The organism is Mycobacterium cajalii (genome assembly GCF_045809005.2).
In the GTDB taxonomy this organism is placed as follows: domain Bacteria; phylum Actinomycetota; class Actinomycetes; order Mycobacteriales; family Mycobacteriaceae; genus Mycobacterium.
In genome coordinates, this window is record NZ_CM141436.1 from 4,061,742 (window position 1) to 4,088,706 (window position 26,965).

The 26,965-nt window shown below is 64.1% G+C and carries 17 protein-coding genes; 10 read left to right on the forward strand and 7 right to left on the reverse strand.

Annotated features, from left to right (window positions below; translation table 11 throughout):
- Window positions 1-61: 61 nt before the first annotated feature.
- Together ACJ512_RS19330 and ACJ512_RS19335 are read right to left on the reverse strand one after the other, a co-directional pair.
- Window positions 62-643, reverse strand: coding sequence for a helix-turn-helix domain-containing protein (locus ACJ512_RS19330; protein ID WP_407689831.1), 582 nt, complete (start codon window positions 641-643; stop codon window positions 62-64).
- A gap of 262 nt (window positions 644-905) precedes the next feature.
- Window positions 906-2,684 carry a DUF4011 domain-containing protein gene (locus tag ACJ512_RS19335; protein ID WP_461479806.1) on the reverse strand — a complete coding sequence of 593 codons (1,779 nt, stop codon included), beginning with the start codon at window positions 2,682-2,684 and terminating at the stop codon, window positions 906-908.
- Between ACJ512_RS19335 and ACJ512_RS19340 the strand changes: the two genes are divergently transcribed.
- The gene (locus ACJ512_RS19340; protein ID WP_461479807.1) at window positions 2,674-3,906 is read left to right on the forward strand and encodes an ISL3 family transposase; all 1,233 of its coding nucleotides are present in this window, start codon (window positions 2,674-2,676) and stop codon (window positions 3,904-3,906) included. The genes ACJ512_RS19335 and ACJ512_RS19340 overlap by 11 nt on opposite strands.
- Here the strand turns inward: ACJ512_RS19340 and ACJ512_RS19345 are convergent.
- Complete coding sequence (locus ACJ512_RS19345) at window positions 3,880-4,230, reverse strand: hypothetical protein (protein WP_407689851.1); 351 nt, start codon at window positions 4,228-4,230, stop codon at window positions 3,880-3,882. The two genes, ACJ512_RS19340 and ACJ512_RS19345, sit on opposite strands and share 27 nt — an antisense overlap.
- 296 nt (window positions 4,231-4,526) lie before the next feature.
- Between ACJ512_RS19345 and ACJ512_RS19350 the strand changes: the two genes are divergently transcribed.
- Complete coding sequence (locus ACJ512_RS19350; protein WP_461479808.1) at window positions 4,527-5,930, forward strand: IS1380 family transposase; 1,404 nt, start codon at window positions 4,527-4,529, stop codon at window positions 5,928-5,930.
- A gap of 227 nt (window positions 5,931-6,157) precedes the next feature.
- Here ACJ512_RS19350 and ACJ512_RS19355 read toward each other — a convergent pair whose 3' ends face one another.
- On the reverse strand, window positions 6,158-6,604 hold the full coding sequence (locus ACJ512_RS19355) for an NYN domain-containing protein (protein WP_407689751.1): 447 nt from the start codon (window positions 6,602-6,604) through the stop codon (window positions 6,158-6,160).
- Between the two features lie 327 nt (window positions 6,605-6,931).
- Here ACJ512_RS19355 and ACJ512_RS19360 point away from each other — a divergent pair, with 327 nt between their 5' ends.
- A complete protein-coding gene (locus tag ACJ512_RS19360; RefSeq protein WP_407689750.1) occupies window positions 6,932-8,290 on the forward strand; it encodes an ROK family protein in 1,359 nt (452 codons plus the stop codon).
- 1,132 nt (window positions 8,291-9,422) lie between these two features.
- Here ACJ512_RS19360 and ACJ512_RS19365 read toward each other — a convergent pair.
- Together ACJ512_RS19365 and ACJ512_RS19370 are read right to left on the reverse strand one after the other, a co-directional pair.
- The gene (locus ACJ512_RS19365) at window positions 9,423-11,198 is read right to left on the reverse strand and encodes an IS1634 family transposase (protein WP_461479746.1); all 1,776 of its coding nucleotides are present in this window, start codon (window positions 11,196-11,198) and stop codon (window positions 9,423-9,425) included.
- Between the two features lie 432 nt (window positions 11,199-11,630).
- Window positions 11,631-14,069, reverse strand: coding sequence for an AAA family ATPase (locus ACJ512_RS19370; RefSeq protein ID WP_407687368.1), 2,439 nt, complete (start codon window positions 14,067-14,069; stop codon window positions 11,631-11,633).
- Window positions 14,070-14,464: 395 nt separating this feature from the next.
- Between ACJ512_RS19370 and ACJ512_RS19375 the strand changes: the two genes are divergently transcribed.
- The 5 genes from ACJ512_RS19375 to ACJ512_RS19395 all read left to right on the forward strand — a co-directional run bounded on the left by ACJ512_RS19375 (window position 14,465) and on the right by ACJ512_RS19395 (window position 23,399).
- The gene (locus tag ACJ512_RS19375; RefSeq protein ID WP_461479809.1) at window positions 14,465-15,883 is read left to right on the forward strand and encodes an ATP-binding protein; all 1,419 of its coding nucleotides are present in this window, start codon (window positions 14,465-14,467) and stop codon (window positions 15,881-15,883) included.
- Window positions 15,883-18,642: a Z1 domain-containing protein gene (locus tag ACJ512_RS19380; protein ID WP_407687366.1), complete on the forward strand. Its 2,760-nt coding sequence runs from the start codon at window positions 15,883-15,885 to the stop codon at window positions 18,640-18,642. Before ACJ512_RS19375 ends, ACJ512_RS19380 begins: the two co-directional genes overlap by 1 nt.
- Complete coding sequence (locus ACJ512_RS19385) at window positions 18,635-19,639, forward strand: PD-(D/E)XK motif protein (protein ID WP_407687365.1); 1,005 nt, start codon at window positions 18,635-18,637, stop codon at window positions 19,637-19,639. The genes ACJ512_RS19380 and ACJ512_RS19385 overlap by 8 nt, the downstream gene beginning before the upstream one ends.
- Window positions 19,640-19,666: 27 nt before the next feature.
- Entirely contained in the window at window positions 19,667-21,745 is a 2,079-nt protein-coding gene (locus ACJ512_RS19390) for an AIPR family protein (RefSeq protein WP_407687364.1), read from the forward strand.
- A gap of 367 nt (window positions 21,746-22,112) precedes the next feature.
- A complete protein-coding gene (locus tag ACJ512_RS19395) occupies window positions 22,113-23,399 on the forward strand; it encodes an ATP-binding protein (protein WP_407687363.1) in 1,287 nt (428 codons plus the stop codon).
- Here the strand turns inward: ACJ512_RS19395 and ACJ512_RS19400 are convergent.
- A complete protein-coding gene (locus tag ACJ512_RS19400; RefSeq protein WP_407687362.1) occupies window positions 23,396-25,342 on the reverse strand; it encodes a DNA cytosine methyltransferase in 1,947 nt (648 codons plus the stop codon). The genes ACJ512_RS19395 and ACJ512_RS19400 overlap by 4 nt on opposite strands.
- 22 nt (window positions 25,343-25,364) lie before the next feature.
- On the opposite strand from ACJ512_RS19400, the gene ACJ512_RS19405 reads away from it, so the two are divergent.
- Both ACJ512_RS19405 and ACJ512_RS19410 read left to right on the forward strand, forming a co-directional pair.
- Window positions 25,365-25,859 carry a very short patch repair endonuclease gene (locus ACJ512_RS19405; protein ID WP_407687361.1) on the forward strand — a complete coding sequence of 165 codons (495 nt, stop codon included), beginning with the start codon at window positions 25,365-25,367 and terminating at the stop codon, window positions 25,857-25,859.
- A gap of 529 nt (window positions 25,860-26,388) precedes the next feature.
- A complete protein-coding gene (locus ACJ512_RS19410; RefSeq protein ID WP_407687360.1) occupies window positions 26,389-26,922 on the forward strand; it encodes a ribonuclease H-like domain-containing protein in 534 nt (177 codons plus the stop codon).
- Window positions 26,923-26,965 lie beyond the last annotated feature (43 nt).

Here is a 26,965-nt window from a genome sequence, read left to right on the forward strand (position 1 = left end):
GCCGGGGATGGGCGAGCGGGATCGCCGGCCCGGCCGGATTGGTCCGGGCGATGTGGGCGGTTCAGGTCGGTGCGGCCAGAAGCCGGCCTTGGGTGTGCACGCCGATCAGCGTCCATAGGGGTTCGGTCAAGCCCAGCCGCTGGCGGGCCGCGCAGGCGGCGGCGGCCAGGACGATAAGCGCGTTGTGCAGCGGGTTGCTGGCGCGAGGCAGCTGGTTGAACGCGTCGGGGTCGAGCCGGATGAGGGCCTGGCTGCCGCGCTGCCATAGCCATTGCAGATGAACGCTGCGCGTGGCGCGGCGTATCCAGCGGCGCACGGTCGACGGCGAGCGGTCAAGCGCGGTGGCAATACGGCGATGTCCGTGGCCGCCGGCCTTGCCGGCCAGGGCGGCGCCAATCACTTCGGTGGTGTCGGCCAGACGTGGCTGCAGGGTGGCCGGCAGCAGAATCTGGGTGCTGGCGCAGCGGGTGCATCGTGCCCGCCTGGGGCGCACGTCGAGGGTCCGCGCGCCGAGGCTACGGACGCGCCGGCGGCGGCCGTATCCCCACCGTGTGAGGGCGCCGCCGCACCCGGGGTGCGGACAGCCGAGCTCGCCGGCGCCCAGGGCCTGCTCGGCCCACTCGACGGTGCGGACGACGATCATCGGGTGCTCGGGAGGACATGAAGCACCAAGATGGTCTACCACGATGCCAGTCGGGAAGGGGTCATCTCGTGTTGGCCGCCCCGGGCTGGAACCGTCACTGCGCCAGTCGATCCCCCGGCCACGAACATCCGGCGCCACGATGATCGCCGAAACGAACCCAGGCCACCGTAACCCCGGGAACAGGGGGCGTCGTCACCATGCCGCCGCTCAGATCCCGCCGAAGCATCCTCACCCTCAACGCCGGAACCCCACCCCCAGGTGGTCACCCTGAATGTCCGTCAACAGCGTCGTCGAAAGAGACCACATCGGCAAGCCCGAGCTGTCGAGCCATCGCCCGTAGCGAGTCCAGTCGATGAGCGAGCCGGGTGGCGAATTCTTCAAAACGGTCCGCCGTTTGAGCGCATTCTCCGGCGGTCGCGTGCCCTAGCGTGAGTTGTTCCGGACCAGGCGGTAACGGCGTCGGCACGGGAAGCGACATCGGGTCGGGCAGGGCGCTCCACTGCACACCGGTGCGTTGCACGACGGCGGACTCGGCGCGGCGGATGTCGTTGACGGCGAGGGCCAAGCGGTCTCGGGTGTCCAGAACGGCGCCCCAGTCTTCTGCCATGAGCCAGGAGTCAGGCGCATCCGGGGGCCGGTTCTCATGTTGCTGGTTCACCAGCGACACAATCGTCGTCGCGTCGCTGGGTCTGGTCAATGCAAAGGCGGTGGCCACCTCGCTGTTGCTCGCGACGGTGCCGGAAAGTTCCTCCAATGCCGATTCGGCCTGGTACAGCCGGATTTCGAGAGAGCTGTCGTCGATCACATTTCGCCACAGGTAGGACTGCCCCTGAGCGGCCGGGCGCCAAGAGCGCTCCAACTGGGTTGTGATTTCCTGGACCGCTCGGTATTCGGCCTGGGTGAGGTCCGCCGGCGGCGTTTCCGGCATCGGCGCCGAGGGAAATGCATCGAGTTCGGCGAGCACCCCGAGCACGTAGTGCAACGAGAGGTGCAGTGGTTCACGCAACTCGTTCATCGCCGCTGCGTAGTCGTTGAGCCGGATCCGACGGTCGATGAGGGACGAACGGGTCAGCGGCTCCATACCGGGCGGCGCCACAGTGATGTTGTCGAGGGCATGCGCGAGCGCGGTCGCCACTTCTTTGCGGCTGGCCTTATGGCTGTGCAACTCCAGCAGGTAGTTCTCCAGACCGGCGTCGGCCAGGCGATTGCGTACGACGTCGAGGGCCGCCACCTTCTCCGAAACGAACAAGACCGTGCGTCCCGAATGCAGCAGGGCACCGATCATGTTCGCGATCGTTTGTGACTTCCCGGTTCCCGGGGGGCCATCCATGACGAAGCTGCGGCCTGCGATGGCTGCGGCGATCGCGGCGCGCTGCGAGGAATCTGCGTCCAACACCAGCGGGGTGTCTTCGGGCGGGGCGACATGATCGATGTCGGCAGGTTCGGTCGGCTCGAAGATGAATTCGCCGCTCTGACTGCTGGGGTCTTTTGTAGCCAGCGCTCGCACCACCGGGTGGTCCAGCACCGTGGCTTCGTTCTCCAGGAGATCGCGAAACATCGCCTCCTTGTGGAACGAGAACGTCGACAAGACGACGGTGGGCTCGACAGTCCAGCCCTGTTCGGTCGAAACCGCGTCCCGAATCTGCGCCAACAGGTCCATGACGGACGATTCGGCGACGTCGTCTATGTTCGGGAGTTCGATGCCGAACTCACGCATGCGGAGGCTCAGGCTGGGATTCACGACCACGTCGTCCTGGCCCGGCGCCAGCTCAGGGGTGGTCTTCGGGCCCCGAGAGGCCAGTGTCACCGGAACCAGCAACAACGGGCTGGCCATGCCGGTGCCATCGACGTCTTGCCAATGCAACATTCCGAAGGCGAGGTAGAGCACCGACAGGCCCCGGTCGAGCAACTCCGCGTTGGCACGGCGCATCAAGCCGCGCAGCACGGTGCCGAGCTCTTTTTCCGGCGCTTCTGGGTTTTGCGTGGGTGCGGTTTTGGGTTTGACGGGCGTCAGCGGCAGGATTTGCCGTATGCGCGACACCGAGCTGTACCGCCATCTGCTGGGACTGGAGACGCCATGGAAGGTGGGGCGGGTCGAGCTGTCAGCAACCGACGGGCGAGTGGATGTATGGGTTGAGCATCCGGCCCGGACCCGGTTCGCCTGCCCGGACTGCGATGCCGTGCTGTCGGTCTATGACCACTCGGCTGAGCGGGCCTGGCGACATTTGGACTCGTGCGCGTTTTTGACCTTCCTGCACGCCAGTCCGCCGCGGGTGGACTGTCCCGAACACGGGGTGCGTCAGGTTGCGTTGCCGTGGGCCGAGCCGCACTCGCGGTTCACGACGTTGTTCGAGCGGCTGGCGATCGACGTGCTCGCCGCCTGCGACGTAGCCTCTGCCGCCAAGCTGCTGGGTATCAGCTGGGACGAGGCGTGGCACCTGATGGACCGTGCGGTCACTCGGGGCCTGGCCGCCAAACCGCTGAACGTGCCAGCCCATGTGGGGGTCGATGAGAAAGCGGCCGGGAAAGGACAGGACTACATCACCGTGGTCAGTGACCTGGATGCCGGGACCGTGGAATACATCGCTGACGAGCGCCGACAGGCCAGCCTGGACGGTTATTTCGAACAGTTCACCGCCGAGCAGCGGGCCGGGATCGCGGCGGTGGCGATGGACATGTGGGAGCCGTACGCCGCCTCGGCACGCGCACACCTGAGCGGCGCCGAGGACAAGATCGTCTTCGACCACTATCACCTGATGGGGTATCTGACCAAGGCCGTGGACACCGTGCGCAAGGCCGAGAACCGGGCGTTGGCCCTCGCCGGCGACAAGAGCCTGGCCGGCAGTAAGTACCTGTGGCTGTACTCGGCCGAAAACCTACCCGAGCGCCACCACGACCGCTTCGCCGCCCTGCGGGCCAGCGACCTCAAAACCGCCCGCGCATGGGCCATCAAGGAGAACCTACGGCGCTTCTGGTCCTACCGGCGCCGCGGCTGGGGTGCCAAGCATTTCGCCCGCTGGTACTTCTGGGCCACCCATTCCCGGCTGCAACCGATCATCGACGCAGCAAAGACCCTCAAACGTCACCAGGCGGGGCTGCTGTCCTACTTCGCGCATCCGATCACCAACGCCGGCGCCGAAGGCATCAACTCCCGCATCCAGGCCATCCGCGTCTCTGCCCGCGGCTACCGCAATCGAGAGCACTTCAAGACCGCAATCTACTTCCACCTCGGCGGATTACAGCTCTACCCGGCCGCACCATGACCCACAAACTTCCCGGAAGCGCCCTTTTTCCGGGCGAGGCGTGTGCAGCACTCCGGCTCGGCCATTCGCTGCGAGCATCCCGAGTTGTGCCACTCGAGACGAGGATCCATCCGCGCCTTCGTCCCGCTCCTGGTCCTCGGTACCCATGAACAGCCACTTGGCGCCGGAAAGAATCCCCGACAAAATGACATCGGGCTCGGGCGAATCTATGGCAACTGCGCCAGATTTCGAGGCTTTGAACTTGATGAGCCGGTTGACACCTGACAGGTTGACCAGGCTCTCCCGCCATACACCCAGGGCGGCCGTCAGCTCATTCTGTTCCACGTTTCCCCTGTCTCAGATTTGTGCGGTATCGGTGCTCGAGCGAAATGCGCCACCGGTGTGGGTCGTCGTGATCGTTGTGCTCCTCGTCGTTCATCCAGTCGACCATCAACCGTTCCCGCAACATGACCGGGCTGACGGCATGTGAATGCGGCCCGAACCGCCGTACAGGACTCTAAGCCTGAATCCGTGGTTGGGCCGGTGATTTGATCGGCGTGTGAACAGCGAAAGCGCCTTCTGAACTGGGATAATACGAGTGCTTACGTCGTATTTGTCCAGAGTTCAAGAAGGCACTTTCGATGCACTCATCGTATACGTTCACCGCCGACTCGGCGGTCTTTGACGAGCAGAATCTGGTATCGGCGGCCGGGCTGGTGCCGGTGTTGGACCTAGCTGAGCAGGCTGGTCTTTCGCGGTTGATCGGCGAACATGTGGACCTGCCGTCGACGCGGGTGGCGTCGGGGGCGGTGAATCCGGCCGGCAAGCTGACCTCGATCATCGCGGGCATGATGTGCGGCGCAGACAGCATCGACGATGCCGGCGTGCTGCGCGCGGGCGGCACCCCGCGGGTGTTCGACGAGGTGTATGCGCCCTCCACGTTGGGGATCTTTCTGCGCGAGTTCACTTTCGGGCACGCCAACCAGCTCGCTGCGGTAGGTCGAGCCCATCTGGTGGCGCTCGCGGCGCGGGTACCGCTGCTGCCCGGCATCGAACAGCGCGCTTTTGTCGACATCGACTCGCTGCTGCGCCCGGTCTACGGGAAAGCCAAGCAGGGCGCCAGCTTCGGGCACGCCAAGATCGCCAGCCGCGCGCTGCTGCGCAAAGGCCTCTCACCGCAGATCACTACCATCTCCACCGCGCAGGCCGCACCGGTGATCGCCGAGGCCAGGCTGCGCAGCGGCAAGGCCGCCTCCGGGCGCGCGGCCGCCTCCCAGATCACGGTGGCCATCGGCACCGCCCGCGCCTGCGGAGCCGCTGGGGCGATCATGGTGCGCGGCGACTCGGCGTTTGGCACCAAGAAGGTGATCACCACGTGCGTGGCCCAAGGTGCCGAATTCTCCCTGTCGATCAGCCGCAACAAACGCATCAACGCCGCGATCGCAGCCATCGACGAAGCCGCCTACACCCCGGTGCACTACCCCGGCGCGGTGACCGACCCCGACACCGGGACGCTGATCTCGGATGCCCAAGTCGCCGAAACGCCCTACACCGTGCGGTTGGGCTCTGGCCGCACGCTGACGGTGCGGCTGGTGGTGCGCCGCGTCAAAGACGCCCGCTACCCCGATGCGTTGTTTCCGGTGTGGCGCCATCACCCGTTTGTCACCAACTCCGAACTGCCGATTACCGAGGCCGATATCACCCACCGGGGCCACGCCGTCATCGAAACCACCTTCGCCGATGTGATCGACGGCCCGCTGGCTCACATCCCTTCCGGGCTGTTCGCCGCCAACTGCGCCTGGCTGGCGGCCGCGGTGATCGCCCATAACCTGCTGCGCGCCGCAGGCACCCTCGCTGGTGGCCATCACACCGTGGCCCGCGGCGCCACCCTGCGCCGCGACCTGGTCAACATCCCGGCCCGCTTCGCCGCCCCGGCCCGCAAACCGATGCTGCACCTGCCCGCGCACTGGCCGTGGCAAAAAGGATGGAAAACGCTGTGGAACAACACCATCGGCTATAGGCCCGCGATCCCACGAGCAGGATAACTATCACATCCCCTGCCCATCTGCCCTCCCAGGCCCGACCCGAAGAACCCCGCAACAAGGAAAAGCTGGTGCAGGCCAGCGGATCACTCATACCCACAACACCCCGAACCGCCCCAACCGTGCAAAAATCAACCCCACGACACCACGAAATCACTGATCCACGGATTCAGGCTAAGACACGACACCGACACGAACCCGCGGAACGGGCAAACGCCATAAAGCTGAAATCAGCGGTTTTCGCCCGAGATCGCCAGTCGGTGGATCGGCACTCCCGACTCGGTGAGGACGCGGGCGGCCTTCCCGGCGCCGAGGACGAGCTCGACCTTCAGCCCGGCGGCCGTCCACTTGCGAACCCTGGGCGCGAAGATGTGGTCACCCGACGCGATCACGACGCGCTGGAAGCGTCGCTGGACCCACGCGAGATCACCGGCACCCAGCAGGGCCAGGTCCGCGCCGTCCACTCCGCGGCCGACGACGCGGCGAATACCGTTCGGCAGGGCGAAGAATGCCGTCTCCGCGTTGCTGATACCAACGCCGACGACGACGCCGTCGTCGCAGTACACGCCGACGTCGTGGGTGTAGGTGTCCCAGATGGCTCGGACCACCGGCGTGGTGACGCGCCCGTCGGGGCACAGGTTTTCCAGGTCGATGAGATGCAGCGTGCGGGGCAGCACACGACGGTGACGCGCGGGCTTGGCCCGAGTTGGCCGGCTTGGCTGTGGAGAGGTGCCTGCCTTACGGCCTCGTGACACTCGGCCGGCTTTACGTGGTGACCTTCCTGGCGTGTGCTGAGTCATCCGGTGCTGCCTTTCTGTGTCGTTGGCCCCTGCTCCTGCCGTGCGGCGACCGTGGTTTCACGGTAACTTCTGAGTTTCAGTTACGAAATGCATATTTGCTGCGAATGTCATGTGAACTAGCAATACGATTTCGAGCTACGACAGTCATGCGGCATTTGAAGCCGTCGCGCAGTAAGATCACCGAAGCCGCTATAGGAGGCACAGGTGCACGAAGAGTTCGACGACACCCTGACTGAGCTGGTGGAGAAGTCGGGGGTGGGCCAGGAGGTCATCGGGGAGGTGCTGGCACGCACCCTGCTCAGGTCCCCCGCTGCCGTCACTCGCGCCGACATCGCCAAAGGCAACGAAAACGCGTCACGGGCGTTCGAGCGTCGCGCCATCCCGCCGGGAACCCTCAGCAAGGTGATGACGGCACTGTCGGGCTACGGGCTGCTCGAGGAGCGAGGAGTCAAGACGGAAGGGGGCCGCTGGCTCGGCCAGGTCTGCTTGGGCAGCACCCGAGTGATTGCCGGAGTTCACGTGCACCGACGCAAAACCCAACTGGTCGAGGTGACAACCGCCGTTCTGCACCTGGACGGCACGCCGGTCTCGCCCCCAGTAACGGAGAAGGTTCGCGAGTGGAAACGCCTGCCGGCCGTCGTGCTCAAGCAGATCGCCGCGTTGATGGAGAACCCCGGCGGCGCGGCACCCGACTCGGGTGCAGACAGCGATGACCAGGCGCCGGGGCTGCAGTTGTTCGGCATCGGTATCGAAGTCGCGACGCCGGTGTGGAACGGCGCCGTCTTGGAGCTGACGGGCGAACAGATCGATCTCGGTGGACTGTTTCGCGCGGAGTTGAGCGGCGATTCGCGGTTCGATCCCTCGCTTCCCGTGCTCATCGAAAACGACCTCGACGCGTGGGCCGTGCTGGCGGCCGTGGAGTCGCATACCACGCATTCGCATCTCGTCGTGGTCGCCGTGCTCGACGAGAGCGTCGGCGCCGGACTGATCATGGACGGGCGGCTGCGACGCGGCGGCGAGGGGCGGTCCATGGAGATCGGCCACCTTCAGGTCGGGTTCCCGCCCGGGCAGGGGCCGCCACCGGCCGGCGTGGGTTTCGACGCGCCGTGCCTATGCGGACGCTACGGCCATGTCGACACGATCGCGACCCCCAGTCGAATCCGGGAGCAACTCGACATCGCCGACCTGCACGATGCGGCCGGAAAAAGGGCTGCCAGTGCGATCCGGCGGGCGGGTGCGGCGCTGGGACGCGCGGTTTCGCATATCTGCAATGTGGTCAACCCCAGCCAGCTCATCATCTACGTTCCTGCCGCTCTGAGCGCCTCGTTCTCCTCCCCGGGCGGCGCTTACCTGCAAGCTGCGGAAGCCGAGATCGATCAGGCCTTCAACGCGCCCGCGCAGTACGACGTGCGCGCGTTACCGGACGATCCGAAAGACATTGCGCTGCTTGGCGCGAAGGCCGCCGCCGTCTGTGTGTTGCAAAGCTTCGTCGAGCACGCGTTGCGCATCGACGGCTGTCAGAGCACGCGGCGCACGGCCGCGCGTGCGACCGCGTCGGCGTAAATCGAAGCGGCGCAGCAGTTTCCGGGTGGGCTCGCTATCAGTGGCTTCTTGCGGACACCCATCGAAGTTCTGAGCTCATTCCACGTACCTTCGATTAAACCGCGCCTTTAGAGCTCAGCTCTCCAGCGGAGGGCGAGGCGGCAGCGAGCTCCAAGACCGTGGGGCGCGTGGACCGCACCACGACTTCAGGGAACAACGCTAGCAAGGCGCATACGAACGCCGATCGCTCGACATTCAACTCGTTTAACAGCTTCCGGTGGCTAAGCTCGCCCGCCCTACACAGATTGTCCCAGCCAGTCTGGATCATCCACGCCGGGACAAGCTGCGGTCCTGCCCGGCGGGCATTCGACCGTGCGGTTTCGACGAAAACACCGGCGGGTGTTATAGACGCGATCCGGTTCACGCACTTGTTGCTTAGCGTCGTTATTTCGTCGCCTGGTTTGACCGCCGAGCAGATTCGCTCGTAAAGGTCAGGATCGAACTCGGCGACGCGCGGGCCGGCGCTCACCCTGCGTCCCGATCACGGTTCTGCGCGTTATCGCCTTCAGGGCCCGCGCCCGTCGGACCGATGCTGCCCAGCGCCCGCACTTGACGCACGAGGTAGCGCACCTCTAATCCGAAGTTACGCTGTCTCGCAACGTTGATCTGCAGTGTGAGCTGGGCTGATGTACGGGTGCTGCCGATTTTTGTAGACAGAAAATGTAGCATGTCGCTGCCACCGGCTTACGAATTCACTTGCTAGGGTGCATACAAAGCCGAGTCGCAGCAGAGGCGCGTAGCACGAAAGTCGAAATATATTCGCGGCCAAAGCAAGTACCTTGCCATAGGATACTTCGTGTTGACGGCCGCGACACTGTAACCACGTACACGACACGCCGAAAAGGACCGCCCAGGTTTCAGTTTCGATGATTGAAGGACCGCAATGGTTTCGTGTGATCGTTGCTCCTCAGGAGCCTTGTAGCCAGAACAACTCGCCCGCCAAGCGAACAAGAGCCCAGGTCAAACGCTAAAAATCGCTACTTATGCAGTCGTAACTTCGGTCTAATCCGAAGTTACTGCTGCTTTGGTAGGGGTTTTCCTGGTTTGAGCTGGGGTTTTGGCGGGTTTGGTGGTGTGGTGTTTGTCTACCTGGCTATGCGGCGATGGTGAGGGGGATGGTGGCTTCGATGAGGTCGAATGCGCGGCGTTGTTCGGGGGTGGGGTCGGCGAGTTTGTCGATCTCGATGTCGGTGTTGTGGTAGCGGATCCTGTTGCGGGTCAAAGTCTTGAGGTGTTGGAGTAAGCCAGCGAAACTCCGTAAGGGGTGGCCGTGGGCGTCTTGTTTGGTGGCGGCTTTAGCCGCGGCGTCGGTGCTGCGCTGTGCGGGGGCTACGGGATTGTCCCGGACCGGCGGGTTTTCGTCGGTGAATGTTAGTGGCGCCCAGGCTTTACGCAGGTGCCAGAGCAGGTAGCGGGCCAGCATGCAGATCAGCAGATGGGCTTTGACGCGGTCTTGCAGCCGGTGGCGGATGGGGCGCACTTGCAGGTCGTCGGTTTTGATGCTGCGGAAGTCACGTTCGATGTTGGCCAGGTTTTTGTAGGATTCCACCACCTGGGCTGGGGTCAGTTCCGTGGCGTCGACGCTGGTGCGGATCACGTAGATGCCATCGAGGGCGGCTTCAGCATCGATGTTGTGTTGGTTGCGGTGGTAGGTGAAACCGCTGTCGGTGATGGTGGTGTGGAAATGCTTGGCCATCTTGTATTTTCCCAACACCTTGCCCACCGCCTTGCCGATGTCAGCGGCCCCGGCGAGCCGGCCGGCTGCCACCCGCTTGGTGAGGGGTTCTAGCAGTTTCTCGGTCGCGGCCAACAGCTGGGTACGTTTGCGGGCACGCTGGTCAGCCAATGCCGGGTTGCGGCAGGCGATCAGGCGTTCACCGGGATAGTCGGGGTGAGCGATCTCGACCAGGTCCTGCTGATCGAACAGGCTCATCTGCAAGGGTCCTTGGTCGGCGGCCAGCGCGGCGATCGCCGGGTTGCGCAAAGCGGTGATCCACCCGAAACTCGCACCCGCTTCGTTGAGTTCACGCAGGGCGTTGATGCGGGCGGTGGTGATCATGCCCCGATCACCGACCATCACCAGATCATCGAGTTTGAACGTGTCTTGCAGATCGGCCACGATCTTGGTGAACGCTGTGGGGTCAGCGGTGTTGCCGGGGAACACCCGCACCGCCACCGGACGGCCCTCCCGGTCACCGAGCACCCCGAAGTTGATCTGCGGCAACCCTTTTTTGCCGTCCCGGGAATACCCGCGTGCCGCCAGCTCGCAGTGGCTGCCGGTCATCCACGTGCTCGACAGGTCGAACAACGCCATCTTCGAGGGGTTGACGCGCGGGTCAAGGTGTTTGGCGGCCAATTTCTTTTCGATCCCGTCTTGGCGCCCGACCAGCCAGTCCATCGCGGCGTAGATCTCGTCGGTGGACGCGCCAGCGATACCCAGATCAGCACCCAAGGTGGTGTCAGCCCACCACGACACAGTGTCCAGCTTGGACGCCGGCCGAACCACCCGGGAGATGATCAACCCCAACACCAGATCCCGTGACCGGCATGCCGGACCCAGCAGGGCGGACATACCCACCTTGGCCGCCATCGCCGCCACCGCCGCCACATCCCCATGCGGCAAGCTACGGACGGTGTCGAACTCCGAGCCCGCCGCCACCAGTGTTTGGCCTTTCAAGGTAGCCTCGATCGCGGCAATCGTCTCTGCGGGCAACATCGACAGGTTGGCCACCGTCTCGTTGCGGACCTTAGCGCCGTCACGGAACGTGCGGCGTAGATACACCGATTCGTAATCACGCTGCTGGCCTTGCTTATTCACATGAGACCGCCGAACTTTGACTACGTGAACTTTCCCACGACCGCGCGACATAATCAGCAATATAGCTGATCACGGTCCACTTACCAGGTGCGACACACCAGTATTTTGACTACATTCAAAATGTCAAACAGCCCAATACCGCATGTCAAGCCACCAAACCACCTCAAAACCCGCAGTAACTTCGGTCTAATGACGATGGCTGCAATTCGTACGCGTGGTGGTGCACGGCCCGGCTCAGCGGTTGCCATACCCGCCGAGCGCGCTCACTCACCTCTACTCCCCTATTCCTGCACAAAACAACGAGTTTCGAATTCGTCGTCGGATGTTTCACGCTGTTCGCCGCCCAGGAAGCACTCTCTTCGTCGAGCCAGTCCTCGAGCGCCAGGCGCGCAAGCAGCGCCGCCGTCCGTGGCGCTCGAGAACCCAACGCGAAGTGTCCGTCGAGCACCTCGTCGGCGTAGTCGAGCAGCGCAGGCCGCCCGATCACGCGGCACCCCCAACGAGGTCGCCGACCACCAGGCGGGCATCATTGACGGCGCCCTTGTAATCCCACACCCCGGCGTGGACACCCTTGTTGACCACCGACAACGTTCTCTTCCTCTCGAATCCGCCTGCCTTCCACTTGTTCACCGCCGCATCGTCCTCGGCGTTGCCTGACAGGGCCAGCGCCAGGCGCCTCGCCGTCTTTGTGGCCTTCCCCCAGGCATCTTCGATTTCTTCGCGAGATCGCCCACCTGCGAGGGCCTTCGACGAGTAGACGTCCCACGCGGCCGCCTCCAGCGCTTCCCGGCACAGCGCCGGGATCGCGGATCGCTTGATGTCCTCGGGCACCGCGTCGTCTGCCGCGATCGCGAAGGCGTCGTCAAGCAGCCGCGTGGCAGGCCGCGTCGATTCCACCACGCTGATGGCCGAGTCCGGCGCGCGCGTGACCTCCACGATCCGCGCCGGCGCGCGCGAGGCACGGATCGCGGCCGGCAGCCGGTTGTCGTGGGTAAGCACGATCACCTGGCGGTCCTTGGCGAGCGATGTCAAGACCTCTAGGAACCCGTCGATCTTCGAGGGGTCCATCGCTTGAATCGGATCGTCGAAAACCAGGAACCGGAACGGGCTTTCGGACGATGTGGCGCGCGGAATGAAAATGGCCAAAGCCAGCGCCTGCAGTTCGCCCTGGCTCATCACCCCGAACGCCTCGGTCTCGGATCCGTCGACGGCGGCGTGCAGCACCACCCGGCGGTTGGTCTTCTGTCCTTCCAGCCGGATGCCGCCCAGTTCCACGTTGCTTTTCTGGCGCAGGGTTGCCCAGATCTGCCGAGACCGCTCCGCCAACGGCTCGATTCGCTCGTTGCGCAGTTGGCCGGCGTTGGCCTGCAACCACTTCAGGGCTTCGGTCGCCACCGCCAGCGGCGCGGCCACCGCGGCGGCGGCCTCAGCCATGTGGAGCCACGCCGCGAGCTGGCGGGCCACCGGACTCCATGCGTCCTCGCGGGCTTTGACGAGTTCCGCGGCTTCTTGCGCTAGCGCCTCATATGCCGCCCGCAGTGGCGGCAGCGCGGCCTCCACGTGATCGGCCAAGCCCGGGTCGTCCCCGACGGGCAGCTCGGCGAAGCGTTCGTAGGCGTCGCGCGCGTCCGCGAGCGTGCCGAGGTCGGGGTCGGCGCGCGGCGGCCGGGCCACCGAGCGGACCATGGCCACCAACGCCGACCGCGCCTGCTGGCTCTCGGCGCGCGCGGCGGTCAGGTCACGCAGGGCGCTTTGGTCGCGTTCGAGGGCCGCACGCGCGGCCAGGGCCCAGTCCTGGTCGAGGGTCCCCCGCCCGCAGACGGGGCAGGGCTGGTCGCCGTGCTGGTGGTGGAATTCCAGGCTGGACTCGAGCAGCTGGGCGCGGTCGGCCGCTAAAGCGTCGACGCGCAACACTTCTCGCCGTTCAGCTTGCGCCGCCGACCGCAGGGCGACACATTTGGGGTCGGCTTCCTCGGCCGTCGGCGCCAGCAGGTGCCGCGCCTGCTCCCACGCGGCGGGGATATCGGCGGCCGGCTCGGTGACCAGCGGCCGCACCGCCTCCAGGTCGGGTTTGGTCTTCTTCACCTGCGCGAGCGGGACGGCTGCACGCGGATCCTCATAGTCGGCGAGCACCGGTTTCAGGCCGTCGGCGAACTTCTTCAGACCGACGGCGGGCTCGCGAAGCTTCTTGACCTCGGCGTCGAGGACGTTGATGGCTTGGGTGAGTTGTTCCAGGCCCAGCAGCCGGTACAGCTGGTCGTAGAACTCGCTCGGCCTGCCCTCGAGGATGCCGCTGAGCTCGGCGTAGCTCAGCAGCGGCCGGTACATCGTGAGCGCGGCGTCCCAGCCCAGCGCCGCCACCGGTTCACGCTTCTGGCCTTTGCGCTGCACCCAGGACTGCATCTCGCCCACCGGGACCTCGGCGCCCGGCGGCCAGTCGACGTCGATCGTCGTCGTGCCCGCCCCTTCCTCGGTAATGCCGATCCGGATCTGCGCCGGCTCACCGGCGTGCAGGTTGCGCCACGCCTGCGACCACACGACCGGCTTGTCTTGCCACCGGGAGTTCACCCAGGTCAGCGCCAGTTCCAGAGCTTCAGCCAGGGTGGACTTGCCCGACCCGTTGCGTCCGGCGATCACGATGAGACCCGGGCCAGGCTGCAACGGCACCCTCACCTTGGCGCCCATCCCCCGGAAGCCGGACACCGTGATCGACTCGAGGTAGGCCCCGACGGGATCGCGGCTGGGCTCGTCGGCTCGCGCGGTCAACGCGCGGGTGAGGTGTTCCGAGGCGCCGCCCAGTGCTTCGGACAAGACGTCGGGATCCTCGAGCGCGGCTAACACCGCCAGCCGGGCCGGTTCGCTCAGCGATTCGTCGGCGTCGGCGAGCGCCAGCACGTAGCTCTTTAAGGTGTCGTCCCCCACAGTTCCTCCTCGCGGAGGAGACTAAGGGCCTCGGGCGACATCGCACAGGAGTTTCTTCGATGCCGCATGTAAGAACCTGAAGGCGAACGCCTGCGCGACGCCGGCTCGGCGTGGTTCTATGTCCAACGCGAGGTGTCGGTGGGCAGGCACAAGCTCGCGGCACGTCCAGACGAGGGCGACACTATCCGCTCGATCAGCCTAAGGGAAGCCGGTCGTGAGTTGGCCCGCAAAGCTTGCGACGATCGACTGGGCGGAAACGACCTCGTTGTCGGACCGCGGTAGTAACGTCCCGCTTTGTCGCGGGTGCGCCGCTGACCCGGTTACCCGCGAGCTGTCAACGAAAATCACATGGAGCCGTCGTGCGAGAAGTTGAAGTCCCTCCCGAGCCACAGCTCATGGAGTCGATGCGCGCCGTGGGCTACACCCTCCAGACCGCGGTCGCCGATATCGTCGACAACTCGATCTCGGCCAAAGCCGCGAACGTCGACATCTACTTCAACTCCTCCATGCCCGACCATCTGGCAATCATCGACGACGGCGACGGAATGTCCGCGGCTGACGTGCAGAATGCGATGCGACTCGCAGGCCGCAACCCCAAAGCACCGCGTGGGGAGACCGATCTGGGGCGGTTCGGGCTCGGATTGAAGACCGCGTCGCTGTCGCAGTGCCGCACGCTGACGGTTGTCTCCAGCAGGGACCGAGAGGTGTGCGGTTACACGTGGAGCCTGGATCACCTCGCTGAAGCCGGCCGATGGGCCCTGATCGAGCTCAGCCCGGACGAAATCCGCGCCCTACCAAGGACGGTCGATCTTCTGTCGACGGAACACGGGACCATGGTGCTCTGGCGGGATCTCGACTACCTCGTCGACGCCCTTGGTACGTCGTCGAAGTCGCTCGACGAGGCATTAGCGGCAACGCGTGACCACCTGGCATTGGTCTTTCATCGGTACCTCAACGGGGAACACGGTCGGCCTTTCTCGATACGCATCAATGGCAAGGAGCCGGAAAAGATCGATCCATTCCTGGAAGACCGCCGTGCGACCCAAGCCGGGCCGGTCGAATCCTTTCACGTCGACGGGGAGATCGTGTCCGCGCGGCCCTACACCCTGCCCTTCATCAGCAAGCTGACCGAAGCGGACCGACGACGGGCTGGTGTGACCACAACCTTGCGTGACAGCCAGGGTTTCTACATCTACCGCCAATTGCGGCTCGTAATCTGGGGCACCTGGTTCAGCATCGTTCCCAAAGACGACACCGGCCGCCTGGCGCGGGTGAAGGTCGACGTGCCGAACACGTTGGATCACCTGTGGGCGCTTGACATCAAGAAGTCGGCGGCGGTGCCGCCACCTGCGGTCAAGAGGGAGTTGCGCAGGATCGTGGACCGAATCATCGAGCCGAGCCGCACGGCGCATCGTTACCGCGGCCGAGCCGCGACCGGTGACCGGATCACCCGGGTCTGGACGCTGATAGAAGATCGGGACGGCTTCCGATATTCGATTAACCGCGACCATCCGCTGATCAAGGCGATCGGCGCGGAGGTCGACGGGACCGTCGCATCGGACATCGGACGGGCCCTCCAACTCATTGAAGAGAACTTTCCCATCTACGACGCCTACAACAGGATCGGCGGCGACAAGACGCCATCGACTGAGCAGTCGGACGAAAGTGAACTTCTCCCGTTGGCCCAGCGACTTTGGGATCTCAAGCGGGCTGACGGGACAACCGTCGACCAGTTCGTTTCGCTTTTCCAGTACGTCGAGCCGTTCTGCCTGGCCAAAGATCCCATTGGACTCCTAAAGAGAGCGACAGACTGATGACTGCTGACACCGCCGACGAGCTCGGCATACAACTTCGAAACCTCGAGTCCATCGTGACCAGTCTGCTCGGGAACGCCAATCACACCGAAGAGGAGTTGCGCGAGCAGATCAAGAGATACCGACCGATCACCGCACCAGGAGCCACCGACGTTGACTGTGAAGAGCTCACGCGAAGACTCATCGAAAGGCTAAGCATCGACGTCGAGCGGGGAGTTGCTATCTGGGCCGAGGACTACGAACCCTGGCTCGCCGACAAGCGGCGGGACATCACCTGGTCGCGTTGGCTCACCTACAAGCAGTACCTGATCAATTCGAAATGGCCGCCACCCGTCGTCGAGAAGCTCGATGAGCTCACCGACCAGGTCCTCGACTTCGCTGGCGACCCAACCGTCGAAGGGGTGTGGGCTCGACGGGGTCTGGTGCTAGGCGACGTGCAGTCCGGCAAGACGGCGTCTTACCTCGCGTTGTTCAACAAAGCCGCCGACGCGGGCTACCGCTTGATCATCGTGCTGGCCGGCCACACCGAATACCTCCGCCAGCAGACCCAGCATCGAGTCGACCAGGGATTCATCGGACGCGACACCTCGAGGAGCACTCCACGCGCCGGTACCTCCGTGAGTCCGAAACTTATCGGAGTCGGCGGGATCAACAAGCAGATCGCCAATGCACTGGGAATGACGACCGCCGCACGCGACTTTACGAAGAGCAGTCACGAGGCGACCAGCATCACCATCGACTCGCGGGGCTCGGCTCCCTACGTGTTTGTGATGAAGAAGAACAAAAGCGTCCTTCTCGCGCTTTCGCGGTGGCTAGATGAGCAACCAAAGACTTCCGGACAACTCGATGTTCCGCTCCTGCTCCTAGACGACGAGTCGGATTACGCGTCGGTAAACACGCGGGAGGAGACCAACCCGACCGCGATCAACGACGCGATACGCGGGATCCTGGCCCAGTTCTCCAGAAGTTCGTATATCGCTTTCACGGCAACACCGTTCGCGAACATTTTCATCGACTGCGAGAACACCGATGATCTGTTCCCACGAGACTTCATATACGCGCTTGAGTCCCCCTCGAATTATGTCGGGGCCGAGGCGACGTTCGGTCTCACCGGCGAGGAGAACACCACCAACATCATCGAGCTGGACGATGTGGAGGACCGGATCCCACTAAAACACAAGTCCGACTACCAGATCGACGGGCTTCCCGAGAGCCTCATCGAGGCCATAAGAGCGTTTTTCATCGCCAACGCGGTTCGCGACCTGAGGCATCACATCGAACCTCGGTCCATGCTGGTCAACGTGAGCCGGTTCAAGCGCGTTCAGCGTCAGGTCTTCGACTTGGTCGGGGCGGAGGTGGCGGCCATCAAGAACGCCGTGGAGCTGCACTCGGTGCTCCACGCTCGTGGCGAACCCAACGAGGAGCTGACGAAGCTCGAAAAGACCTACCGGTCGGTCTATCCCGACTGCGAGTTTAGTTGGCATGAAGTGCTCTCCGCACTTGCCCCGGCGGTGTCCGATATCCGGGTCCAACTCTATAACTCAGACAGGGATCGCCAGCTCGCCGAGGAGGAGGTCATCTGGGATCGGCCCAAACGTCTGATCGCCGTGGGCGGTGATGTCCTGAGCCGTGGCTTAACCCTGGACGGCTTGAGCACCAGTTATTTCTGGCGCCGCACAGGCGCGTCGGACACCCTGCTCCAGATGGCGCGGTGGTTCGGCTACCGGGACGGATACCACGACCTCTGCCGCCTATGGATAGACCCCTCGGTCGCCGCCGACTACAGATTCGTCGCCGACTCGGTCGCCGAGCTGCGTCGAGATCTGCGTGCAATGTTCGATCAAAAACTCACGCCCAAGGACTTCGGCTTGGCGGTCCGCAAACATCCCGGCGCCCTGCTCGTGACAGCGAGAAACAAAATGAAGGCGGCCGAAACACGCACCGCGATAATCTCCTTGATCGGCAAGCGAATCGAAACCGTCAAACTGCCCTCCGATGCTGACGCGTTGAAATCGAACTACCAAGCGCTGGAGGCGTTCCTCGGCGGGATCGACGTCGCCGCATACCGCCACGACGACACCAGACGGGTTTATCGGTGGTGGCAGGGCGTGCCCAAAGCAACGATCGCCGACTTCCTCGACAACTTCAAAGCACACGGTACCGACGAGTTGTTCTCTCAGGCCGCCATCAGCAAGTTCGTGCGCAACAACGGCTCCGATCGATTCCGGACCTGGGACGTCGTGCTCGTAAACGGCGAGAAATCCGCCAGCGAGCACAAAATCGGCCCAGTCACATTCAAGCCGCCACGCCGCGCGTTCATCAAAGGCCAGAGTGGTGAGTTACGCCTAGGAGGCAAAAGCGCCAGACTCGCGGGCGCCGACGATCTGACGAACGTGATGAGCCCTGAGGCGGTCGCCGAAGTCCGTGCCGCGTTCGCAAAGAAGGTGCCCAAAAAGTCGGTACCTGAAATCGAGTATTACCCGCATCTCGAAAGGCCGGCGCTCCTAGTCTACGCGCTGAGGCCAGCGGAAGGCGTAGAGCGTGTCGGATCGAACGGCGGAACGAAATCGCCTGCGCAGCAAGCGGCCGATGCGATCCGCGAAGCGGGCGTTCTCGTTGTCGCCCTCAAACTCGCTTTTCCCGGAGACGCGCTCCGCGACGATAGCGGCGACATTGAATACGTCATAAACTCGGTTGCCATACGGACCTGGTTTCCGGACTTCGAGGATCTCCTGATCGACGAGGACGTCGATGTCTGACGGCTTCATCGACGTATGGCGTCGACTCATCCGCGAGGACCCAGGTCGTCAGGTAGAGGTCGGCAAGGGCCACCCGCTCACACTCTTTTACGGCAGCGACCGAGGCGGACGCCCACTCTTCTTCGTCATATGCGAGTCGAAGCCGGGCCTGGTGACGCTGTCGGACGCAGTCATCGTCGACCGCGGCGTCCGCACGCTGGACAGCCGCTGGACGCTTTCGATCACCTTGCGGGACAATCGTTTCGCCGACGCGTTCATGCGCCTCGGCGAGGATCTCGTCGACAGCTCGCGCAAGGGGCGCAATGAGGCACACGCCCTGCAGCTGTTGGTGCGGACCGTTGAACGCTGGAAAGCACTGTTCGCCTACGGTTCGAACCAACACCTGTCACTACCGGCGATACGCGGCCTGATGGGTGAACTTTGGTTCGGATTCTTCCATCTCACCCAGTCGGTGCCCCCGTCCACCGTAATCCAAGCGTGGACGGGCCCCTTCGGCAGTCCCCAGGACTTCAATCTGCCTTCCGGACAGTCCTACGAAGTCAAAGCAATATACCCCGATGCGAAGTCAGTGCGGATTTCCTCGGTCGAACAGCTCGACCCCGGGTCCAGGTCATTGGAGCTGGCCGTCATCACCGTCACGGACGTCGACCGATCGACCGACGATGCCGTGTCCCTGCCGACAGTGGTTGAACGAATCGAGACGATGCTGGGCGACAACGTGGCCGACGCCGATGAACTACACGCGCGGATCAGGGCGCTCGAAGTCGACATCGCCGACACCTATTACGACGATTTCTGGTTCTTCATCAACGCGTGCGCCAACTACCGCGTGGACATCGCCTTTCCGGCGATCAGAAGAACTGCCCTGAACCCCGCCATCGACAATGTTCGATACGACGTTGCGTTACACGGCATCGCCGACTTCATGTCGTACACGTGGGCCGCGGGATCCGAAGTCACCACCGAGGCCCATCCCGTCGAGGACCACAAGGCATAGGCGCGTCGCGAATCGAGAGGCAGAACAATGGATTTGGACGAGTATCACCAAGATCTCCGCAACAAGGTTTCACTGCGAGCCGATTTGGAGAACGACTACAAGTCCTCGTCGTTCATGGCCGAAGTAGCCGAGGAACTCGAGGATGCCGGCGAGATCGAGAACCTGACGCTGCTCCACTTCGAGGGTACCGGGTCCGGCAGACGCAAATTAGTTGTCGACGGTTACGACCTCGACGACCCCGACGGTTCTGTCGCATTGGCTGCGCTGGTGTTCACCGGCTCAGAGACGCTTTCCACTCTGACCATGGCTGACACGAAGCGCACCCTCACGCAGCTTGAAAACTTCCTACGCGAGGCCCGCAGTGGCGATTTCGTCCGTGAACGCGAGGAAAGCTCACCGGCCTACATGCTTGCTGAATCGTTGCGGCAACGAGGCCGCAGCATCACCCGGTACCGGCTGTACCTGATCACCGATGCAAAGCTCAGCGACCGGTCGAAGACCATTGAGACATCGGGACTTGACGGGGTACCGATCGAGTACCACATCTGGGACATGTCGCGCCTATACCAAGTCCACGAGTCCAAGCAGGGTAGGGAGGCGCTCGACATCGATCTCACGTGCTGGTTGCAGGGCGGCCTCCCCGCGCTGGAAATCAGCCAAACAGAAGACTTCTCGACATACCTCGCCGCCGTGCCCGGTGCGATCATCGCCGATCTCTACGAACGTTACGGAAGTCGACTGCTCGAGAGCAACGTTCGGTCCTATCTCAGCGCCCGCGGCAAGGTGAACAAAGGTATCCGCACCACGGTGCAGAAGGAACCCGGAATGTTCCTCGCCTACAACAATGGGATCACCGCCACGGCGACGGGGGTCAAGACAAAGGGAGGAATCGGCGGTCAGTGTTCCCTGCAAATGATCCGTGATCTTCAAATCGTCAACGGGGGCCAGACCACGGCCTCGTTATTCTTCATCCGACGAGAGGAGCGCGCGGCCGACCTCGCGCCCGTTTACGTCCAGATGAAGCTCGTTGTGGTCGACCCCGAACGGGCCGTCGAGATAGTTCCCAACATTTCGCGATACGCCAACAGCCAGAACCGGGTAAGTGAGGTGGACTTCTTCTCCAACAGCCCTTACCACGTCCGTCTGGAGGAGCTGTCCCGTCGCGTGCTCGTACCCGCACAGCCGGGGGTCAATTTCCAGACCAAATGGTTTTATGAACGCACCCGCGGACAATACGCCAATGAACGGGCGAAACTTTCAGTAAGCCAGCAAAAGAAGTTCGACGCCACTTATCCACGCAGGCAGGTCATCACCAAAACCGACCTTGCCAAGTACGAGGTGTCCTTCGATCAGAAGCCCCACATGGTCAGTGCTGGGGCCCAAAAGAACTTCGTCGCATTCGCCGACGCGGTCGGCACAAGGTGGGAGAAGGCACCCACTGATTTCAACGAGCTCTACTTCAAGGAAGTCGTGGCGAAGGCCGTCGTTTACAACGAGTTCCGAAACCTGATCTCGCGAGCGGAATGGTATGACAAAGGTTATCTGGCGAACATTGTGACGTACACGATCGCCAAGATTATTTACGAGGTCGATCGACAAGCCGGCGGTAGGCAGATCGATCTCATGTCCATCTGGAATTCCCAGTCCATTTCGTCAGCCATGAGCGATACCGCACTTAAGATCGGTGAAGTTGTATTCGGCTTCCTTACCGCCCCGAATCGCGGGGTTCAAAACGTCACCGAGTGGGCGAAGAGGAAGGAGTGCTGGGATTCAGTGGCGCAGGCACAGATTCCGCTCTCCGAAGAGTTCCTCGCCGAACTTGTCCGGCGAGAACAACGAGTCGTCGCCAGAAAGGACGCCCGCGCGGTGCAGAAGATCGACGACGGTATCGAGGCCCAGATGAAAGTGTTGAAGATCGCCACGCCGATCTGGACGACGGCAGCTGACTTCGGAACCCAACGCCGTGTCCTATCGCCCAAGGACCTCGGAATTCTCAATGTCGTCATCAAGGGCGACATACCGTCCGAACGTCAAAGCCTCTACCTGCTGGACGTCATGCGACGGCTCGAGGATTCGGGGTTCAAATTCGACGGTTCCGCCGGATAGTCGGAGCCCAACACCATTTGTGGGCTAGACAGGCAGCCCTGATGAAGCTGCGAGTCTCCGGAAACGCCGGGACGGGTCAACCTCTTACCGGCTCGCCCACGCCCGCAAAACCGCCTAGGTGGGGGCCAATTGAAACCGTCACGCCGGCCTCAAGTTGACATTGCGAACATGCCGGGGCCGGATCCGGTACCGCGGGGGCCAAGTTATCCCGAGTGCGCTCGCCATCCACACAATGAGACTACGAGGGTGGGCCCGCGAACCTGGCCGAGACCTTTAAAGCCGACACTCAGCCGCGAGTCGGCGACTGGTTGTCTGACCATGCTGATTAAATGCCCATCAACAGCCTCGAACCGGGAGGGAAGCTGCGATGAAACTTTCGAGTGCGGCGCCGTCGGCGGCCCGGCTCACGTCCTCGTTGCGAGATATCGGCTACGACTTCGTCAGCGCGGTCGCCGATCTGATCGACAACAGCATATCGGCCGGGGCCACCGACGTCGCGGTGGAGATCGAGTTCGCCGGTCCGGACTCCGCGGTGTACATCGCCGATAACGGCTGGGGTCTCAATGCCCGCGCGATGACTGAGGCGCTGCGGTTCGGCAGCCGCCGAGCCTACGGTTGCGGCGACCTGGGTCGTTACGGGCTGGGCCTCAAAACGGCCTCGTTGTCGCAGGCCCGCTGCGTGACGGTGGTTTCCAGGCCGGCTGAGCGGAAAACGCCGCTGTGGCGCTCGCTGGACCTCGACCTCATCGCCGAGTTCGACGAGTGGGTCCTGGCCGAGAACCCCCGCGATCACGCCGTCGCGCGCTGCGAGGAGATGCTCGGCACGGACACGGGAACCGTCGTCGTGTGGCAGAACCTCGACCGCGTGCTGCCCGCCTCCGGCGCCGACGGCGGGTGGGCCAAGCGACGCTTCGAGGTCCTCGGAAATAAGACGAAGCGGCACCTGGCCATGGTGTTTCACCGATTCCTGACCGGCGAAAACAACGCTCCCCGGATCACGATCCGGGTCAACGGTGACAAGGTGCGCGCGTGGGACCCGTTCGTCCGGCACGAGGCCGGCACCCAGGAGCTGTCGACCCAGCAGTTCGAGCTGGAAAGCGCCGGCGGGGTTGGGGCGGTGACCTTGCGGCGCTACATCCTGCCCGGCAGGAAGACGTTCAGCTCCCTCGATGCGTTCGAGGACGCCGCCGGACCGCTGAACTGGAACCGGCAGCAGGGTCTCTACGTCTACCGCGAGAACCGACTGGTCCAATGGGGCAGCTGGGCGGGCACCCGCGGCATCGACGAACATACCAAGCTGGCCCGCGCGAGCCTGGACTTCACCAGCACCCTCGACGAGATCTTCAACATCAATGTCGCCAAGATGCGGGTTCTGGTGCCCGCCCAGCTCAAACAGATGCTCGACCGGCCTGTCAGCGAGCTGTGCATCCTCGCTGACAGGGTCTACCGTCGCCACAATGCCGACGCCGGCGACGATGCCGACATCGACCTTTCCGGGCGTGACGACAAGACACCCGCCAGCGGGGCGCTGTCGGAGGTGGGGTTGGCGCTGAAATCCGCGGCCATCCAGTCCGGCCAGTACGACGGGTTCCGCCAGGTGATGGCGGTGATGCGTGACCAGCACCCCGATTTGGCGCGTGGGCTCGGCTTCTAGGGTCCCCGGCTCGCGCACCACCGACTCAGCGGGCACTCGGCGCAGCGGGGTCTGTCTACCAGACAGACTTCGTTGGCCAACGCGATCAGCGCCAGGTGCGCCGAGCGCGAATGGTCACCCAGACCGATCATCGCCGCCACCGCGATCCGGCCATCGGTCTGCACGTTACGCTTGTCGGCGTCGTTGCCCTGAAACCTGCTCGCCACCCGCAGAACACCTTTGGTGATCAGGACCGGCTCGTCGCTCTCCGCGCCGTCGGCTGTGATGGGCAGCGCCAGCTCCACCAGGTCCGCCAATGACGCCGGGATGGCCGGCAGCGCGGTCCGATCGATGGTCGGCGCCCAGAGGGCCTGCGGCGCGGTCGCCATCTGGCCGGCGAGTCGTCGCACCGATGAGATCCGTTGCCCGCGATCGACTCCGGACATTAGTTCGTCAAGCAGATCCACCGCGCCGGGCTCGGGAAGCTCGCCGGGGCTTAAGTCGTGTTCGGGACTGTCGATGACCTTCCACACGGCGCCGATCACGGTGGGCGTGGCCCGGTCGAGCAGCATCTCCCCCAGGACGAATTTCCATCGGCTGGTGGTCCTCAACCATGGCATCGTAGGCACCGACGGAAGGTCGTGGAACCAGCGGGCCAGCTTGGCCGAGGTCTGGCGGGTCGAGAGCCCGGCTTTGGTGCCGGCAGCCAGCGAGGCGCGCAGCGCCTCTCCGATCGCCTGCGCGATCAGAGGCGGCACCGCGTTGCCGATCTGTTTAAACGCCACCGACGGCGGGCCGGCGAAGCGGAAATCGTCGGGGAACGTCTGTATCCGTGCGGCCTCACGCACCGTGAGGGTGCGTGGCTGCCGGGGATGGATGTACCAGTAGCCGTCCTTGGCGATGTGCGCAGTGATGGTGCGCGACAGGTCGTTCTCGTCGAGCTTTTTGTACTTGTCGTCGAAGATGTCCTTACGGTAACGCTGGAACTGCGGGGCCAGATCGGTGTACTTCGTCTTGTGGGTCATCGATTCGAAGGCGGCGCGGTCGTCGTCGCGCACCGGCCGGGTAATGTGGTCAAACAGCTTGTGCGCGTCCTCGGCCGGCACGCGGCGGCGGACCCAGCGCTGGTATTCGGTGCGAGGGCCGCCGTAGTCGGCCCAGCCGAACGCCCCGCCCTCCGGACGCCAGCCGCCCTCGACCGCGGGCATGTCGCCGATGGCGTTCCACAGCGTGACCCGCTTCTCCGACTCGTCGGGCCAGGCGAACGAGACACCGTCACGCAGGGCGACCAGGAGAAGACGCTGCCGCATCTGCGGCACGCCGTAGCGCCAGGTGTCGATCACCCGCGCCGACACCGAGTAGCCGAGCTGCTCGAGCTCCTCAGTGATGCTGCGCAGGATGAACATCTCCCGATCCAGCGCCATATCGGGGACATTCTCCATCATCACGGCCCGCGGGCGCGCCAGCTGCACCACCTCTAGAAACGACCGCCACAGATCTCGGCGCTCGTCGTGCGGGTCAGCCGCGCCGGCCATGACCCGCCACCGCAACATCGAGCGGCCGGCCCGAGAAAACGGTTGGCACGGCGGTCCTCCCGCAAGCAGCTCGATCTTGTTGCGTTTCAGGAGTTTCCCAACACGTGCGATTGTTGCCGGATCGGCCAGGTCCTCCTCCACCGACATCCCCGCGAAATGGTGGCAGTGGGTCTCGACAGCGAAGCCGTAATGGTCGACCCCCAGCACCACCCGGAAACCCGCCTCCTCCAGCCCTAGACTCATGCCGCCGGCCCCGCTGAACAGGTCTGCGGCCAATGGAACACCGCCGGCACGCAGTTCACTGCACAGCGCGACCAGTTCCTTCTCCGAGGCGGCGTGGCCAGGATGCTCGGGCAACTCGAGAAACGGTCCTCGGATCTGTCTGACCGCGTAGCTGGATGACGAAACGTCGGCCACATCCTTGCTCATGCGGCAAGACTAAGGTAGGCCCGTGACATGCAGCCGAGACTCGCCGTCGGGACCAGCAGATCCACGACGCCGCCACGACGCCTTCCCGGGCAGCGTTGGGCTGACGCCGCCGACCGAGCAGGTGCGACGGCAGATGCAGGCCCAAAAGACGACCGGCACCAAGATAGAATTGCAGGTGCGCCGCGGACTCCACGGCCGCGGTTACCGTTACCGTGTCGACCGCAAGCTTCTCCCCGATCATGCCTTCCGCGGCGACATCGTGTGGTCGGGTCGCCGCACGGTTGTGTTCCTGGACGGCTGCTTCTGGCACGGATGCCCTGTCCACGGAGTTGCCCCGAAGTCCAACCGGGACTGGTGGCGCGCCAAGATCGAGGGCAACCGCGAGCGTGACCGTCGAGTCGATGAGGTTCTGCGACAGCGCGGGTGGACCGTGCTCAGGTTCTGGGAACACGACGATCCTGTCGTGATCGTGGAATCAATCATCGATCGCCTTGCCGCCAACGGCCGCCAGCACTGAATCCCGGCGTCGGGGCAGTGCAGAGCAAGCGCCGCTCGCTGCTCGCGCGTTACGACCACGACCAGGCCTTCCGGGTTAAGGTCGCCGAGAACGCCTGTCGCATCACGGGTTCCGACGACGACCCGGCCCCCCTTGTCGAACCGATTGGCCAGGACGAGTGCAGCACCTGCCCCTACGAGCAGTGGTGCACCGAGCAGATGGGCTCCGAGGACCCCTCGGCCGCGATCACCATCGGCCGGCTCGGCACCCGGGAATGGCTGACGCTGCGGGGCATGGGCGTCACCACGACGGAGGCGTTGTCGACGGTCGATCCCGACGACCCGACCTTCGTCGACGACTACGTCGTGGAGGTCACCCACCTGTCGGCCGACCTCGCGCGCAAACGGCTGGCCGCAGCCGTCGAGTGCGCGGAGATGATCTGCCGCGGAGTCGATCTCAAGCCCAACGGCGACGGACCCATCGAGGTGCCGGTCGCCGACGTCGAGATCGACGTCGACGTCGAGTACGACCTGAACAACCGGGTGTACATGTGGGGCGTGCGCGTCCGGCGGGGCACCGACGAGCCACCGCGCGCTACTTCAGCGACTTCACCGACTGGGAGCCGCTCGATGAGCGAGCCGAACGAGCGTTGGCCGGGCGGTTCGCCGCGTGGCTGCGCGCGCAACGGACCGCCGCCGAGGCCAACGGCGAAACTCTGCGAGCCTTCCACTGGTCGCACCCCGAATGGTCGAAGCTGCACAGCATCCTGGGGACCGCCGAGGTCGACGACCTCACCAACCCCGACACCGGGGTGTTCGTGGACGTGGAGAAGGTGTTCAAGGCCCACTTCACGTCGCTGCGCGGATCGGGCATCAAGAAGGTCGCCCCGCTTTTCGGATTCCGCTGGCGGGTCGACGACCCGGGCGGTGCCGTCTCGCAGACCTACCTGGCCAAGGTGCACACCGCCACCGACGCGAATGACGTTGCCGCAGCCAAGCAGTGGCTGTTGTCCTACAACGAGGACGACGCCGCGGCGATGGCAGCCATCCGGGACGGGATGCGCACGTGGCGGCCCAGCGACTGAACGCGACCTGACCGTGAGCGACGTCCCTCGCACAGCTGGCCGG

What these genes read in the sequence shown, in the direction of transcription:
- ACJ512_RS19350 (WP_461479808.1), top strand. Translation starts at nt 4,527, where the DNA reads ATGCACTCATCGTATACGTTCACCGCCGACTCGGCGGTCTTTGACGAG.
- ACJ512_RS19340 (WP_461479807.1), top strand. Translation starts at nt 2,674, where the DNA reads ATGCGCGACACCGAGCTGTACCGCCATCTGCTGGGACTGGAGACGCCA.
- ACJ512_RS19400 (WP_407687362.1), bottom strand. Translation starts at nt 25,342, where the DNA reads ATGAGCAAGGATGTGGCCGACGTTTCGTCATCCAGCTACGCGGTCAGA.
- ACJ512_RS19385 (WP_407687365.1), top strand. Translation starts at nt 18,635, where the DNA reads ATGTCTGACGGCTTCATCGACGTATGGCGTCGACTCATCCGCGAGGAC.
- ACJ512_RS19395 (WP_407687363.1), top strand. Translation starts at nt 22,113, where the DNA reads ATGAAACTTTCGAGTGCGGCGCCGTCGGCGGCCCGGCTCACGTCCTCG.
- ACJ512_RS19365 (WP_461479746.1), bottom strand. Translation starts at nt 11,198, where the DNA reads ATGTCGCGCGGTCGTGGGAAAGTTCACGTAGTCAAAGTTCGGCGGTCT.
- ACJ512_RS19390 (WP_407687364.1), top strand. Translation starts at nt 19,667, where the DNA reads ATGGATTTGGACGAGTATCACCAAGATCTCCGCAACAAGGTTTCACTG.
- ACJ512_RS19380 (WP_407687366.1), top strand. Translation starts at nt 15,883, where the DNA reads ATGACTGCTGACACCGCCGACGAGCTCGGCATACAACTTCGAAACCTC.
- ACJ512_RS19330 (WP_407689831.1), bottom strand. Translation starts at nt 643, where the DNA reads ATGATCGTCGTCCGCACCGTCGAGTGGGCCGAGCAGGCCCTGGGCGCC.
- ACJ512_RS19375 (WP_461479809.1), top strand. Translation starts at nt 14,465, where the DNA reads ATGGAGTCGATGCGCGCCGTGGGCTACACCCTCCAGACCGCGGTCGCC.